This window comes from Bacillus sp. FMQ74 (assembly GCF_001875785.1).
Taxonomy (GTDB): domain Bacteria; phylum Bacillota; class Bacilli; order Bacillales; family Bacillaceae; genus Bacillus; species Bacillus stercoris.
The window spans coordinates 436,436-452,108 of sequence record NZ_MOEO01000001.1 but is presented as its reverse complement, the minus strand read 5'-3'; the positions used below and the strand labels follow the sequence as shown (position 1 = coordinate 452,108).

The 15,673-nt window shown below is 42.0% G+C and carries 15 protein-coding genes and 1 riboswitch; of the genes, 6 read left to right on the top strand and 9 right to left on the bottom strand.

Annotated elements, in window-relative coordinates:
* The first annotated feature begins 179 nt into the window (after window positions 1–179).
* Window positions 180–1,202: an acyltransferase family protein gene (locus tag BLL41_RS02455; RefSeq protein ID WP_071576675.1), complete on the top strand. Its 1,023-nt coding sequence runs from the start codon at window positions 180–182 to the stop codon at window positions 1,200–1,202.
* Window positions 1,203–1,243: 41 nt separating this feature from the next.
* Here BLL41_RS02455 and BLL41_RS02450 read toward each other — a convergent pair whose 3' ends face one another.
* The 4 genes from BLL41_RS02450 to htpX all read right to left on the bottom strand — a co-directional run bounded on the left by BLL41_RS02450 (window position 1,244) and on the right by htpX (window position 4,155).
* On the bottom strand, window positions 1,244–1,426 hold the full coding sequence (locus BLL41_RS02450) for a hypothetical protein (protein ID WP_071576674.1): 183 nt from the start codon (window positions 1,424–1,426) through the stop codon (window positions 1,244–1,246).
* Between the two features lie 2 nt (window positions 1,427–1,428).
* A complete protein-coding gene (locus tag BLL41_RS02445) occupies window positions 1,429–1,584 on the bottom strand; it encodes a hypothetical protein (protein WP_003232510.1) in 156 nt (51 codons plus the stop codon).
* Window positions 1,585–1,734: 150 nt separating this feature from the next.
* Window positions 1,735–3,084, bottom strand: coding sequence for a Ktr system potassium transporter KtrD (gene ktrD / locus BLL41_RS02440; RefSeq protein WP_071576673.1), 1,350 nt, complete (start codon window positions 3,082–3,084; stop codon window positions 1,735–1,737).
* A 174-nt stretch (window positions 3,085–3,258) separates the two neighbouring features.
* Window positions 3,259–4,155 carry a protease HtpX gene (gene htpX / locus BLL41_RS02435; RefSeq protein WP_071576672.1) on the bottom strand — a complete coding sequence of 299 codons (897 nt, stop codon included), beginning with the start codon at window positions 4,153–4,155 and terminating at the stop codon, window positions 3,259–3,261.
* Between the two features lie 170 nt (window positions 4,156–4,325).
* Here htpX and htpK point away from each other — a divergent pair, with 170 nt between their 5' ends.
* Window positions 4,326–5,027: a transcriptional regulator HtpK gene (gene htpK, locus BLL41_RS02430; protein WP_071576671.1), complete on the top strand. Its 702-nt coding sequence runs from the start codon at window positions 4,326–4,328 to the stop codon at window positions 5,025–5,027.
* Between the two features lie 131 nt (window positions 5,028–5,158).
* Window positions 5,159–5,353 (top strand): acid-soluble spore protein SspD, encoded by a 195-nt coding sequence (gene sspD, locus BLL41_RS02425; RefSeq protein WP_003218568.1) that lies wholly within the window; start codon window positions 5,159–5,161, stop codon window positions 5,351–5,353.
* Window positions 5,354–5,363: 10 nt separating this feature from the next.
* On the opposite strand, the gene rsgI is transcribed toward sspD, so the two are convergent.
* The 4 genes from rsgI to BLL41_RS02405 all read right to left on the bottom strand — a co-directional run bounded on the left by rsgI (window position 5,364) and on the right by BLL41_RS02405 (window position 9,190).
* Window positions 5,364–6,509 (bottom strand): anti-sigma-I factor RsgI, encoded by a 1,146-nt coding sequence (gene rsgI / locus BLL41_RS02420; protein ID WP_071576670.1) that lies wholly within the window; start codon window positions 6,507–6,509, stop codon window positions 5,364–5,366.
* Window positions 6,506–7,261, bottom strand: a complete 756-nt coding sequence (gene sigI, locus BLL41_RS02415) for an RNA polymerase sigma factor SigI (protein ID WP_071576669.1) — start codon at window positions 7,259–7,261, stop codon at window positions 6,506–6,508. Before sigI ends, rsgI begins: the two co-directional genes overlap by 4 nt.
* 263 nt (window positions 7,262–7,524) lie before the next feature.
* Entirely contained in the window at window positions 7,525–8,319 is a 795-nt protein-coding gene (locus tag BLL41_RS02410) for a TerC family protein (protein WP_071576668.1), read from the bottom strand.
* A 49-nt stretch (window positions 8,320–8,368) separates the two neighbouring features.
* Window positions 8,369–8,528, bottom strand: a riboswitch (yybP-ykoY riboswitch).
* Window positions 8,529–8,575: 47 nt separating this feature from the next.
* On the bottom strand, window positions 8,576–9,190 hold the full coding sequence (locus tag BLL41_RS02405; RefSeq protein ID WP_071576923.1) for a DedA family protein: 615 nt from the start codon (window positions 9,188–9,190) through the stop codon (window positions 8,576–8,578).
* 230 nt (window positions 9,191–9,420) lie between these two features.
* Between BLL41_RS02405 and BLL41_RS02400 the strand changes: the two genes are divergently transcribed.
* The 3 genes from BLL41_RS02400 to BLL41_RS02390 all read left to right on the top strand — a co-directional run bounded on the left by BLL41_RS02400 (window position 9,421) and on the right by BLL41_RS02390 (window position 14,632).
* Complete coding sequence (locus BLL41_RS02400) at window positions 9,421–11,823, top strand: EAL domain-containing protein (protein WP_071576667.1); 2,403 nt, start codon at window positions 9,421–9,423, stop codon at window positions 11,821–11,823.
* An 88-nt stretch (window positions 11,824–11,911) separates the two neighbouring features.
* Entirely contained in the window at window positions 11,912–12,796 is an 885-nt protein-coding gene (gene ku, locus BLL41_RS02395; RefSeq protein WP_071576666.1) for a non-homologous end joining protein Ku, read from the top strand.
* Window positions 12,797–12,799: 3 nt separating this feature from the next.
* Entirely contained in the window at window positions 12,800–14,632 is a 1,833-nt protein-coding gene (locus BLL41_RS02390) for a DNA ligase D (RefSeq protein ID WP_071576665.1), read from the top strand.
* Window positions 14,633–14,655: 23 nt separating this feature from the next.
* Here the strand turns inward: BLL41_RS02390 and BLL41_RS02385 are convergent, their stop codons facing one another.
* Window positions 14,656–15,669, bottom strand: coding sequence for a glycosyltransferase family 2 protein (locus tag BLL41_RS02385; RefSeq protein WP_071576664.1), 1,014 nt, complete (start codon window positions 15,667–15,669; stop codon window positions 14,656–14,658).
* Between the last annotated feature and the right edge of the window lie 4 nt (window positions 15,670–15,673).

Genomic DNA, 15,673 nt, shown 5'->3' with positions numbered 1-15,673 from the left:
TAAATTTCAGAAAATTTCAGCGCCATTACATTCCGAAGACATTTTCTACGATCCTTACCGCCACTTTACATCGTCCTAACAATCAGCATTTTTTTAGATTCCTTTTTCATCTTTTATTTTAAAATATGTACCAGCAGGGAATAATCTCTTAGTGACTTGATGAAAGAGAAGGTGATGCTATGAGTAAATCGCGGGACAGTTATTTCGATAACGCAAAATTTTTATTGATATTCCTCGTTGTATTCGGTCATATTCTTCGTTCCTTTATTAATGATAATCACTTTATGCTCTACCTCTACAAGTTCATTTACACATTCCATATGCCTGCATTTATTCTTGTATCCGGTTATTTCGCGAAAGGCTTTAAACGGGCGGGATATGTAAAAAAGCTGGCGGCCAAGCTGATTATTCCGTATTTGATTTTCCAAATCATTTATTCCGTCTTTTATTACATTATGCAAGATGAAAGCATGGCAAATGTGAACCCGATAGATCCGCAATGGTCGTTATGGTTTCTTGTAAGCTTATTCTTTTGGAACCTGCTTCTATATCCTTTTTCAAAGCTTTCAAAGCTGGGGGCGCTGTTTGTCAGTTGCGGAATCGCCGTGCTGATCGGTTATCTGGACTTTGTCAGCAGCACGCTGAGTTTGTCACGGACATTCGTATTCTTACCGATGTTCCTTGTCGGTTTTTATTTAAATAAACATCATTTTGATTTATTGAGATCAAAACGAGGCAAACAAATTGCGCTCGGAGTGCTTGCCGCCGTATTCGTCATCTGCTGGGGCATCGATTTTGACTATTCATTTCTGTTTGGTTCAAAACCGTATTCTTCATTTGGAGACGTTACCCTGGTAAGCGGACTATCCCGAATCGGCTGGTATGTACTCGCCTTTGCGGCAACCTTTAGCTTTTTAGCGCTTGTTCCGCAAAAACGGTATTTCTTTACCAAATGGGGAACCCGGACATTTTACGTGTATTTGCTTCACGGGTTTATTATTAAAACGCTGCGGCAGGTCGGTCTTGAGGATTGGCTTACTGACTATCAAAGCTTAGTGATCCTCTTGCTTTTAACAGGAGCACTGACATCAGTACTCTCCAGCAACTTTGTTAAGACAGTCGCTCAGCCTTTCATTGAGCTTAGGATGACCAGCTTATTGCAATTTGTCAGAGGAACGGGTAAAAATGCTTATTTAAAATAGAAAAGCACCTCTTAAGCGGGACACCGCCTAAGAGGTCTTTTTTATTTCTGTTTTTTATTATTGTTTTTTTCATTTTTCTTTTCAGGCTTTGTGACTTCCAGCGTTTCGATGATCTTTCCGGCATTGTAATCCCCAAATTCACTTGAGAATTCTTCCTCCAGCACCTTCTTATTCATAGGCTTTTTATGATTTTGCATATCTCTGCTATGACGGTGTTTCTTCACAATCACATGCCTCCCTGCTGACCCTGTTTGGAATTGCGGTTTGCCCCTCTAAAATTGGGGTCGTCATGATATTGTGTCTTATATGAATTTGGGTCCATGCTCTCGGTAGGTGTATTGTTATTTTTAATGGCTTCATTTACTTCGGCTTTACGCTTCATTCGAATCCCCCTCGCCAGTTTTCACACATTTCGGCTAAAGATGCAGGAGCATTAAACTGCACCTGTCGAAGTTAGGTTGTCCAACTGAACAGGAGGCACACATCTTTTTTTTGGCAATCAAAAAACACCGCTAAATTGGCGGTGTTTTGTCTATCCGATAATCACTCTTTCCTTCGGATAGTGATAATTCGCTTCAATTTCCTTTCTGCCGATCAGATACAGGAAGGTCAGGATGCCGATTCGCCCGATAAACATGACAATCATAATGACGCATTTTCCAACACTGCTCAAATCAGCCGTAATTCCAAGTGACAGACCGGTTGTACCGAATGCCGAGCACACTTCAAACAAAAGCTCCAGCAGGGAATGCTTTTCTGTAATGGTCAGAATGAGTGTCGCGCCAAAAACAAGCAGGATCGCCATCATCGTGACAACAAGCGACTTCATCAGGTCAGCAGGGTGCAGCTCCCGTTTGAATACCTTTACGGACTTATTACCGCGGGCAAAATGAAACAGCGCAAGAAGGTTCAAAGCAAAAGTCGTTGTCCGTATGCCTCCCCCGACTGAACTTGGCGACGCTCCGATAAACATCAGCGCACAAATAAAAAAGAGTGTGGAATCTGATAATTGGCTGATATCGATTGTTGCAAGTCCCCCGCTTCGGGTTGCCGTTGATTGAAACAGGGACAGAAACAAAATATCATGCCATGATTTTCCTGCGAACGCATGATTTGCTTCCAGGGCATAGATGCCTATGGCTCCAAACAAGACAAGTGAGCCGAACGTAATCGTTGTGATCTTCGTAAAAAGCGTAAACGGATAACGGCGATGCTTTGAAAACAGGAAATCCTTTACTTCAACCAGTACAGGAAATCCAATCGCTCCAAATATAATTAAAAGCATTGTAATGAACTGCACAAAGTAATCATGACGAAATGGAACCATCGAATTACCGGTAATATCAAATCCGCCATTTGTCGTTGCGCTGATACTGGCAAAAAACCCATGTAAATAAGCTTCCTGAAAGGAATCATAGTAGGTTAAGAAATAAGTGCCGAGTATAAGCCCGCCAAAAAATTCAATCCACAAGATCAAAAAAAGAACCTGCTTCATCAGATTGACAATCCCGGAAAACTGGGATTGGTTTTGGTCAACCATAATCAATTTCCGTTCTTTCAGCCCGATTCGTTTTCCCATGATCAGCCAAATGAACGTTCCGAGCGTCATAATTCCGATTCCGCCAAATTGCAGAACAAATGCCAATATAAAAATACCTGTTGTACTGAATGTATCAGCTGTATCAACGACCGTCAGCCCTGTTACGCTGACTGAGCTGACGGCCGTAAACAGCGCATCAATGAACGTCCAGTCCGCCCCCGGTTTATGGCCCGCCGGCAAACTCAGCAATATTACGGCCACAGTAACTGCAAGAAAATAATATAATGCGATCAGCTGGGCCGGTGACAGGGCCTGTATCAATTTTCCAAACTTTAATTTCATGTAAAATCCTTCTGCCTCTCTTTTTAAGTACGGTAATTATTCTAAAGATATTAGGTGCATTTTTAAAGGCTTTTACGTAACATTTTCTTAACTTGCTTATTTTTTTATGATTTTAATCAATGGATAAAATAAAAAAACCTCTGAGAATTTCCCCAGAGGAACAATGTGTTTGTATTACTTAGCTTCCAGCCGTCTGATACGCTCATCTAAATCAGGGTGAGTAGAGAAAAGTGAAGAGCGTTTCTTGCCATTGATCTTTAACGTTTGGACAGCTGTCTGATCGTCTTCCATGATTCTGGAAGAGTAGCCTTTAAGCGTCCGAAGCGCATGAATCATCTTATCCTTGCCGGCAAGATCCGCTCCTCCCCTGTCAGCATGGAATTCACGATGGCGTGAATACGCAAACACAACCAGGCTGCCAAGTATCGAAAAGACAATCTGAAAAACAATCATTGCAATAAAATGAACGATCGGCGCTAGATCTTCTTTGACAAAACGGCTTGCAATCCAAGCTGCGATGCGCGATAGAAAGACGACAAAGGTATTGACGATACCTTGTAAAAGCGTCATTGTTACCATATCACCATTAGCGATATGCGCGACTTCGTGGGCTAGCACTCCTTCCACCGCCGCATCATCCATTTGCTCCAGCAGCCCAGACGATACTGCGACAAGAGAACGGCGTTTAGACGGTCCAGTCGCAAACGCATTTACTTCAGGTGAACGGTAAATCCCGACTTCCGGCATTTTCGTTAACCCTGCAGAACGGCTTAATCTATGGACACGATCAACCAATTGCTGTTCCTCGTAGCTGAGCGAGTGTTTTTTCGGATTCAGCACTCTGACGCCCATCATCGTCTTTGCCATCCATCTGGACATCGCAAGAGACGTAAAGGAACCGACAAAGCCAACGACTAAACTGAACACAAGAAGCGCCATTGGATCGATTCCGCCATCAGCTGTAAAGTATGTCCCCACTCCAGTAACAGAGCTCAAAATAGACAAAACAATCCCGATTGTTGTAAGCACCAAAATATTCGTTAAAATAAACAGAAAAATTCTTTTCGCCATAACAACCTCCGTTATTTTAAGTTCAAAAGAACCTGTATATTTAAATTATAAAACATCCATTTGAAAATGCAAGGAATTCGACGTATGATGTTAATGTAATTTGCTGACGCTTCAATTTTGAACTTATACATAAACCGATATCCGCGTCAAATTGTTTAAAGAGGTGAACAATGAACATTTTTAAACTTTCTCGAACCGATATGGTGCGGCTGCTCTATTCCCTAAAAGGACAAGGAGAACATAGCCCGCTCGACATTCTCGTCCAATCAGCGAACATGTCAGCAGAAAAAACAGCCAATCATCTTGAAATTCCTGAATTTCTTACAAGATACGAACGAAAAAAACAGAAAAAAGAATACGGCCTCTCTACAAATGAAATCGTAGAGCTTGGCAACTTATGCGAACTGACTTCATTAAAGTCAACCGCGATTCAAAACTGGGTAAAGCGGGATATCAAGGATCTGATCGGACACCCTGAGCTGGGCAAAAAATACTCAGTTGAACAGGCAGTTATTCTTTTAATTGTACGTGATTTAAAATCCATTTATGACTTTGAACACATACGGGCTATTTTAAAAGTGGCCTTTAACACAATCTCAGACAGATCTGATGATGTCATTAGCCCGATTGCTTATTATGAAAGCTGTGCATACGTGCTTGATGCCGTTCATCACCAAGATACTCCTTCTATGAAAGAATCAAATCTGCAGGTGATCGTCGAACAGGAGACAGAACGTCTCCGCTACCGTTTTGAAGAACTGAATGACGGCCAATGGCTTAAAATCCGACAGATTATCGCCATTACAGTCCTCTCCATTTTGACGTTCCATATTCAGGCAACCGCACATAAAATGACAGCAGACATTTTATAGTCTGCGCACCCCCGGCTCAAAGGCCGGGGGTTTATTTTTTCTCCACAACAATTGCCAGCATAAATAATCCTCGTATATTTCAAACTAAATACGCGTTAAGAATTTCTTTATAGAAAAAGGAGATGAAAAAGATGGCGAGCAGAAATAAACTCGTTGTTCCAGGGGTGGAGCAGGCACTAGACCAATTTAAACTCGAAGTGGCTCAAGAATTCGGTGTGAACCTTGGTTCTGATACAGTTGCACGCGCTAACGGCTCTGTAGGCGGAGAAATGACAAAGCGGCTGGTACAGCAAGCACAATCTCAGTTAAACGGCACAACTAAATAAATTCAGGTCTTTATTCGCCGGGGGCACTCGGCGAATCTTCATTTTGAGCTGAATTATTATTACTGCTGTAGCCGTTTGGATTACGGCGGTCTGAAGCGTTATCCCTTTTGGACGAAGAACGATTCTTGCCATGTTCACCATTGTTCCAATCCCTGTGGTATTGGCTTTGACCTTTGTCAGCGCTGTTATTTTCATTTCCTTTATCTTGAGGATCTTGTATTGGGGTTTGCTCATCGTCCCCATCTTTTTCGGTATTTGTGTTTTCATCTGATTCCTTTACATTTTTATCTTTATCAATTTCATCAGTCTGGTCAGCTGCTTTATCTTCTTTCTGGTCTCCGGAATCCGCATCATTCAGCTGTTCATTATCTCCTTGCTTGCTGTCCTGGGAGTCGGTTTGATCGGTGTTTTCACCCTCATTTTCTTCACTCTTTTGATCCTCTTCCCCGGATGGTTTGCTGGAGTCATCTTTTAAATCTTTATTGTTATTCTTTTCATTTGATTTGATGTAGCTGCCTGTTGAAACGCCTTCTTTCTTCGCTTTTTCCCTCGTTTGCATATCTGACTCGAGAGACTCCATGCGGTATGTCGTTTTATATTTTTCAGTCACATCGTTCAGCTGTTTTTTCACAGCTTTTTTATATGTATTGTCTTCTGTATTTTCATAAACAGTGGAAATCAATATTTCTTTCGATTTCTTTACATACCCGTGCTCACTGCAGTCGGTTATAATATCGTCAATCACCTTTTTAAAATCAGTCTTCTCCCAATCATCTATATCATTCACGACCTTCTTTCCCTCATCGTTTAGAGGCGTCAGTTCAATCACTTCATAATCGCTGTTTAACGCCATTTCGACGCTTGGATTGATATCGATTGTCATATACGCATAGGCTTTATTGTTGGAAAAAACGGGGAGAATTATAAAAATAAAAAGCATAATAGCAGTCATCGTAAAAATCCCCATTTTGAAAGGGCGCAGTTTAAAAAAATCAAAAAAGCTGGCCCTTCTGCCCATGCGTGTTTCACTCGGAAGCATGATTTCCTCTCCGATTTCATAGCTGTGGCGATCATTTTTGGCTTTTAAAAATTGTCCGTCAGGGGTCAGCAACGTGACGAATTTTTTATTTTTCTCTACTATAATCCCTCTTCTCATGAGTGCAGCACCCCTTTAAGATAATCTTTTAAATAAATATAATCACCCGTAATGATAATACACATCGCAATAATATATTTTCTGTTTCTCTCAATCGTTTTTCGGCTTACAGAGACAAGCTGCTCCAGCTGTTTCACTGGAAGCTGCTTCTTTGTATACAGAATAGCGGCCAATTCTTCGTGTTCAACAAGCGTCATTGCCACCTTTATGGCGTTTTGCCTTGCATCCGTGTGCTTTGGAGAATTTTCAAGCAGTTCTTTAAACGACAAACCATAATCCTTGAGCTGCTTTTGAAAATAGAGGATTTCCTCCCGCCTCTGCTCCTGTTCAATCTGACGGCGGTATTCATCGATGGAAAGCTCGGCTTCAATCAGGCTTTGTGATGACTCCTGATCGTCTCCCTCCTGTAAATCGATATTTATATTTTGTGCGCTTCTGGCTTCTTTTCTAATGAAATCAATGACTTTTCTTTTTATAATAAGCTCAGCAAATGCGAGCAGAGAATTTCCTTTTTCAGGTGAATATTTTTCAATAGCTTCATTAAACGCGATCAGTCCAATACTGAACTCATCGTCTTTTTCATCTATATATCGTTTACAAACGGATGAAACCGTCTTTGCGATAAATGGCTTATATTGCTGTATTAATTCATTTTGCAGATCTTTATTGCCTTTTTGTATACTCTCAACAGCTTTTTCAAGCGTTTGCTTCTTTTTTCCCAATTTAAACAAAAGGCTAAGCACTGGTTTCACCTCAGTTCCTCCCTATAACTACTCATTAATGATAGCTAATTTGATAGGGATTCGCAAAGGAGAAAAAGAAATATTGATTTCCAATGTCTCAATTATGACAAACCATTCTGACGTCCTATACATGATTTCGTGCCTTTCTAAAGAATTAAGGGGGTTTTATGCGTGTTTTTTGTAACAAAGCTGTTATAAAAATGTTATTTTATTTCGCCCATGAAAACGCTTCAAACACGAAAAGACTCTGCCTTTAATCAGAGTCTTTCAGATTACGCCCGTTCCCGGGTGCTGTTTTTTTGTTCGTTTTGTGTGCCCTCCGGCTGTTTTTTCCCACCTGACATAAACCAGCCGCTAACTGCAATTGCCGCTAAGACACCCCAGAATATCAGCTTCCATGTTCCAGAATGGATAAAGTGTTCAGAAACAACCGCTATGTCATGATGGGCAAGCGTATATAAAGCAAGCTTCACTCCCACCCAGCCGACAATCACAAAGGCTGCTGTTTCTAGGCTTGGACGTTCCTTTAATAACTTTACAAACATTGAAGCCGCAAATCGCATGATCACCAGTCCGATGATACCACCGGCCAAAATGACGATAAATTGCCCTCCGTCAAGTCCGCCGATCTTCGGTAGTGATGTCCCAGGGAGCGTAACCGCCAGTGCTACTGCTGCTAAGATAGAATCAACAGCAAACGCGATATCTGCCAGTTCTACTTTTAAAACAGTCGGCCAAAAACCGCTTTTCTTCGTCTCTTTATGCGTGTCTTCTTTCTTAAATACATATCTTTTCAATAAGTGGCTTGCTGAGATATACAGCAAATAGATCGCGCCAATCGCTTGAACCTGCCATACGTTGACCAAGAAAGAAATTGCAAATAAAGAGCCAAATCGCAGTACAAAAGCCCCTGCCAACCCGTAAAACAACGCTTTTTTTCTTTTTTCCTCCGGCAAATGTTTTACCATTACCGCCATAACCAGTGCGTTATCGGCGGCTAAAATCCCTTCCAGCCCGATCAAGACGAGAAGAACCCAACCATACTCTAATATTAATGCTGCATCCATAAATGATACCCTCCCAAAAAAGTTGTTTTCTTTCTCTTCATCCGATCTTATGCCGGCCGGACCATGCAAAAAAGACCTTTGCCGACATAAGGCAAAGGTCTTGCTAGACATGAATTCAAGCATGCCAACAAAGCCGATGGATACAATCCATGAAATGACGACTTTGTTTCCGGAACATATTCCGGACGCTACTCCCCTTTGGGATTTCAAGAAATATCATTTTATATGTCAATGATATGCGCAGCGCGGTGATTTGTCAACGTTTATTTTTTAAAAATACTGATAAATGTTCGGAGTGCATGCGTTTCTTCCTCTTTTTCATCAATAAGTAGAGCAGGAACAGCGCCAAAATCGCTATCCCGATCGGAAGCATATATTGATCAAGAATAGAGCCGACTTCCTTCCAATTTTCACCGAGCTTCAAACCGAGATAAACATATACAAATGTAATCGGAAGCATAGCGATGAATGTATAAAGCGAAAACACCCAAACATTCATTTTTGCAATGCCGCACGGTATGGAGATCAATGTCCTGATGCCAGGCAAGAAACGGCCGCTGAAGGCGACAAAGCCCCCATGTTTTTTAAAAAATTCATCCGACTTATCAAGCGCTTCAGGCTTAATAAAGAGGTACTTCCCAAAACGTTCAAGAAACGGCCTTCCTCCGTACCTGCCTATCCAATACAGCGTAAGCGGACCGGCCACTCCTCCAAGCGCCCCTGCCAAAACAGCGCCGGCAAGCGTCATATCGCCTTTCGATACCCAGTAGCCCGCAAGAGGCAGGACGATTTCGGCGGGGATAAACTCAATACTGAGCGCTAGAAATATTCCAAAATAAGATAAGCTTTTAAATGCTTCTATCCATGACATAACCAGCTCTTCGATAGCCTTCAACTCCCCTTTTCGCTATTTATGTATTTTACATTTTGTTTTTTCGGAAAACGTCAACATGATTTTAACACATTTTTCACGGTCAGCTGAACTAAAAATAGCTCTCACTCGAATTTCTATCATCTTGAAGGCTGAAAGTCTGGGGTTAAACAGCCGATAATAAAGAGAGTCAACAAGACTGGAACATCAGACACGGGAGGAATCTCCATTTGGAAATACACGTTACGTATAATACGACACTCATATATTTATCTATTCTTATTGCCTGTGCCGCCTCGTACATTTCCCTTGAACTGTCAAGGAAAGTCACCATCAATACGGGTTTAAAAAGTAAAGTTTGGCTGATTGGCGGCTCACTTATTATGGGATTCGGGATTTGGTCAATGCATTTTGTAGGGATGATGGCCGTCCATTTGGAGATGGAGATGGAATATGAATTCATGCCTTTAATGGCATCCATTGGTGCATCTGTTTCCGGATCATTTGTGTCATTATATTTTGTCAGCCGGAACATTCTTACATATTACAGACTGCTTACCGGATCAGTTGTGCTTGGCGCATCTATTGCTTCTATGCACTATATCGGAATGTCTGCCATTTCCCGGGTAATGATTATATATGAACCGATTCTTTTTACAGTTTCAATTATCATTGCGATTGCAGCATCTTTCGTCTCGTTAAAAATATTCTTTGACTTGGCCGTAAAAAAACATTCTGATCATCTTATGTACTATAAAGTCATCAGTTCAATTGTAATGGGTTTAGGGATTTCTGGCATGCATTATACAGGGATGCTTGCCGCAACTTTCCATGAGGACATGGCTCCTCCCGGAAGCCATATGGAAGTACATACGTTTCATTGGTCAATTTTTGTTACTTTAATTATTTTTTGTATACAAACGTTATTATTATTCAGCTCCCATGCAGACCGAAAGTTTATGAAACAAAGCGAACGCATAAAGGATAACGAACAGAGATTTCAATCTTTAATCAACCACAATATTGACGCCATCTTTATTTTGTCATTAGAAGGCGACATAATATCATCAAATCACGCTGGTGAGGAAATGATCAGCAAATTTGGATTCAGCATGCATGACTGGAGAAATTATACATCACAGAAGATTAAGCGCCTTTTTGAGCAAGTTAAAAAAAATAAACAAGCGATGAACAGTGATAGCGATCTGATTACTGAAAAAGGCCAGTTTCACTTAAATATTACGCTCATACCTGTTGAGGTCAATCAAGAGCTTGACAGCATTTATGTTATTTGCAAAGACATGACGAAGCAGTACAGGGCAGAGAAAGAAATCCATAGAATGGCTCATTATGATTCGCTTACAGACTTACCTAACAGAAGGCATGCTATCTCTCACCTAACTGAGACGCTGAATCGCGAGCATACCTTACACTATAACACCGTTGTATTCTTTCTGGACTTAAACCGTTTTAAAGTGATTAACGATGCATTAGGGCATAATGTCGGTGATCAATTGCTTCAGCTTGCAGCTAAGCGCCTGTCATCTGTAGTTCCTGATAACGGATTTATCGCCCGTCTTGGCGGCGATGAATTTATTTTTATATTGACAGACGCCAATACAGGAACAGGCGAAGCAGATGTTTTAGCAAGAAAAATTATCCAAAAATTCGAAAAACCTTTTAAAATCCAAGAGCACACTTTAGTCACATCAGTCAGTATCGGGATTGCGATATCTCCAAAAGACGGGACGGATGGCCTTGAATTGATGAAAAAGGCTGATATGGCGATGTATGCCGCTAAAGATCCAAACAAAAGCAAATACAGGTACTTTTCTTTTTCAATCGGCAACAAAGAAGCCGTCAAGCTGAATCAAGAGATCGTACTTAGAGAAGCAATTGAAAACAATAGATTTGTCTTATATTATCAGCCGCAATTCAGTGCAAAAAATCAAAAAATGACAGGTGCAGAAGCATTAATACGCCTTGTCACACCCGACGGGCAGCTGTGTCCGCCCGGAGAATTCATCGGTGTCGCAGAAGAAACGGGCCTTATTATTGATATCGGAAAGTGGATAATAGATGAAGCATGCAAACAGGCAAGGGTTTGGCATGACAAAGGCTATGATCTTTCTGTAGCCATCAATATTTCCGCCAAACAGTTTCAATCCGAAGATCTGATTCCCCTCATCAAGGATACGCTGAATAAATACCAGCTTCCTCCGCACCTTCTTGAAGTGGAAGTGACAGAAAGCATGACAATGGACAATCTTGATCACTCCAAAAAGGTTTTGTCATCGCTAACGGAATTAGGAATCAGAATCAGTATTGACGACTTCGGTACTGGCCACAGCTCGCTTAGCTATTTGAAAGACTTTCCGATTCACAGGCTGAAAATTGACAAATCATTTATTGACGATATTCAAACCCATCGTAAATCAGAACAAATTACCGGGGCTATTATTGCCATGGGCCATCAGCTTTCTTTGCAGGTGATTGCCGAAGGTGTTGAAAATTCAGCACAAAAGCAGCTCCTTTATGAAAAAGGCTGCGACCATTTGCAGGGATTCTTTTTCAGCAGGCCAATTCCGCCGGAACAACTCGAACAATTCATTATTGAACAGCCGCCGCAATAACAGCACCGGCTGTTTTTTCACCCATAAGTTACTACACATGAATCGCCCCCCTCCTCTTCACACTAAAGAAAAAAAGGGGTTTATCGATATGCATACAATGTGGAAGGGATCGATCAGTTTCGGATTAGTAAACATCCCCATCAAGCTATATGCGGCCACAGAAGATAAAGATATTAAGCTGCGCAGCCTCCATAAAGAGGATCACGCACCAATTAAATACGAGAAAATTTGCACGAATTGCGAAAAAACACTTAGCCCTGATGAAATTGTCAAAGGATATGAATATGTAAAAGGAAAATATGTAGTGCTGACGGACGAAGATTTAAAAAGCTTAAAGCAGGAGCATGAGGAGAAAGCGGTTGAGATTGTTGACTTTGTTCAGCTTCAGGAAATTGATCCGATTTATTTTAACCGCTCCTACTTCGTCGGCCCCGGAGATAACGGGACGAAAGCCTATACCCTGCTGCGTGAGGCGCTGCGTTCAACCGGAAAGATCGGTATCGCCAATATGACAATCAGGTCAAAGCAGCAGCTGGCGATTCTCCGCGTTTATGAAAATTGTATCGTCATGGAGTCTATCCATTATCCGGATGAGGTCAGAAGCGCCGCTCATGTCCCAGGTGTACCTGATCAATCGAATGTAAACGAAAAGGAACTGCAAACCGCTATCACATTAATAAATGAACTGACTGCTGAGTTTGAACCTGAAAAATATGAGGACACGTACCGGCAGGCGCTGCTGCAAAGAGTCAACGACAAGCTTGAAAATAAAGAGACAGCCGTCACTCCTGATAAAGCGCCACCTCGAGAAGATGTCATTGACCTGGTAAGCGCACTGCAAGCAAGCATCGACCGAACCAGAAGACCGAACCCGGAGACACCGGCTGCCGCACCTGCACAAGCCGCTGAACCGAAAGGAGCCGGAGATAAAAAACGGAAAACGACTAGAAAAAAAGCCTCCGGCACGTCATAGTCCATGGCGTTAACCATGCAGCCGGTCCTTACTTCGTCACCGCCAATCGGAGAAGAATGGCGTTACGAAGTAAAATATGACGGGTACCGATGTATTCTTCGCATCCATTCTTCAGGTGTGACCTTAACCAGCAGAAATGGTGTGGAGCTCAACACCTTCCCTGAAATCACACAATTCGCCAAAACCGTCTTTCAGCATATGGAAAAAGAACTTCCGCTGACACTTGATGGAGAAATCGTATGTTTGGTGAATCCTTGTCGTGCAGATTTTGAACATCTTCAAGTACGGGGACGTTTAAAAAGGCCAGACAAGATTCAGGAATCGGCAAACGCGAGGCCGTGCTGCTTTCTCGCCTTTGATTTATTAGAGAGAAGCGGAGAAGATCTAACGCTTCTTTCGTATCTGGACCGCAAAAAATCGCTGTATGACCTCTTGTCCGCAGCAAAGCTTCCTGCGTCTCCAGATCCTTACGCAAAGGAAACCATCCAATATATCCCCTGTTACGATCATTTTGATCGCCTTTGGGAAATGGTAATGAAATATGACGGAGAAGGAATTGTAGCGAAGAAAACAAATAGCAAATGGCTTGAAAAGAAGCGGTCATCCGATTGGCTCAAATATAAAAACTTTAAACAAGCTTATGTTTGCATAACAGGCTTCAACCCTAACAATGGGTTTCTGACGGTGTCCGTATTAAAAAACGGAATCATGACACCGATTGCCTCTGTCTCGCACGGAATGCGTGATGAGGAAAAAAGCGCGATAAGAGAGATTATGGAACAGCACGGGCATCAAACACCTTCTGGCGAATTTACGCTTGAACCTTCTATATGTGCAGCTGTTCAATACTTAACGATTCTCCAAGGCACACTAAGAGAGGTATCGTTTGTTGGCTTCGAATTCCAAATGGACTGGACCGAATGCACGTATGCGCAAGTCATACGCCACTCCAAACCGGTTCACCCAGAGCTTCAGTTCACAAGCCTGGATAAAATCATATTTGAAAAGAATAAAAAAACAAAAGAAGATTTTATTCAGTATATGATTGAAGTCAGTGACTACCTGTTTCCATTTCTGAAAAACCGTGCTGTCACCGTCATTCGCTATCCGCATGGATCTAGGAGCGAATCATTTTTCCAAAAAAACAAGCCGGACTATGCGCCGGATTTTGTTCAATCCTTCTATGACGGAAGCCATGAGCATATTGTCTGTGAGGATATGTCTACGTTGTTATGGCTTTGCAACCAGCTTGCTTTGGAGTTTCACGTTCCTTTTCAAACCATTAAAAGCAGGCGTCCGGCTGAGATTGTCGTTGATTTAGACCCGCCTTCGCGAGATGACTTTATTATGGCCGTTCAGGCTGCAAATGAACTGAAGCGGCTGTTTGACTCCTTTGGCATTACTTCGTACCCGAAGCTATCCGGCAACAAAGGCATCCAGCTTTATATTCCCTTGTCTCCTGAGGCTTTCACGTATGAAGAAACACGCCAATTTACACAGCTGATTGCCGAGTACTGCACCAATGCATTTCCCGAGCTATTTACCACTGAACGCCTGATTAAAAACAGGCACGGCAAATTGTATCTTGATTATTTGCAGCATGCAGAAGGAAAAACGATTATCTGTCCCTATTCGACGAGAGGAAATGAGCTTGGGACTGTCGCGGCACCGCTTTACTGGAATGAAGTGAAATCATCTTTAACACCCGCTTTGTTTACAATTGATACCGTCATTGATCGGATTAAGAAGAAGGGCTGCCCATTTTTTGATTTTTACCGCAACCCGCAAGACGAACCTCTTAGCGCTATTTTACATCAGTTGAAAAAAAAGAGCTGACTAATGAAGTCAGCTCTTTTTTTTCAACTGTACTTTTTCTCTAATCGCTCTTTTTCCTGGCGCTGAAGCGGGCTCAGCGGCTCATTATACAAATCGATATCAATCGCGTATTTCGGGCGTCTTTTCACTTCGGAAAAAATCGTCCCGATATACTCTCCGATGATCCCAATTCCCATCAATTGCAGCCCGCCCAAAAACCAAATTGAAATGATGAGAGACGCCCAGCCTGCATTCGTATGGCCGAGCAGCTTTTGAATAAACGCGCCAATCCCTGCCACAGCGCTGAGAAAAAATAAAACAAACCCTAAAAGCGTAAAGAATCGAATTGGTGCGACACTGAATGAAGTAATCCCGTTAAAAGCGAAGGATAGCATCTTTTTCAGCGGATATTTCGTTTTGCCGGCAAAGCGTTCCTTGCGGTCATACAAAACTTCGGCCGATTTAAAGCCGATCATAGGGACAATACCTCTTAAAAACAGATTCGCTTCCGGATAACGCTCAAGCTCTTCAAGGGACCTTTTATTCATTAAACGAAAATCAGCATGATTATAAATTAATTTAATCCCAAGCTTATTCATGAGACGATAAAATCCTAACGCGGTCGTGCGTTTGAAAAAGGTATCGGTTTTTCTGCTCCGGCGGACACCGTAAACGATCTCGCAGCCCTCATGATATTTCAGTATAAAATCCCGGATCACAGAGATGTCGTCCTGAAGATCAGCATCAATCGAAATGACACAGTCTGACCTATTCTTCGCTTTATGGAGTCCGGCTAAAAGCGCTTTTTGGTGGCCGACATTGCAGGCTAATTTTAGACCGGTAACCTTCTTGTTTCTTATGCTCTCCATGGCAATCAAAGCCCAAGTGCGGTCTTTGCTGCCATCATCGACGAATAGAATTTTACTGTCTTCAGCAATTAATTTCTCTTCAATTAAATCGTCTACAACCTCTGTCAGCTGACGGCTTGTTTCTTGAAACACTTCCTCTTCATTGAAACACGGGACGACGATGGTTAATACTGGCTGTGGCTGTTTCAATCGA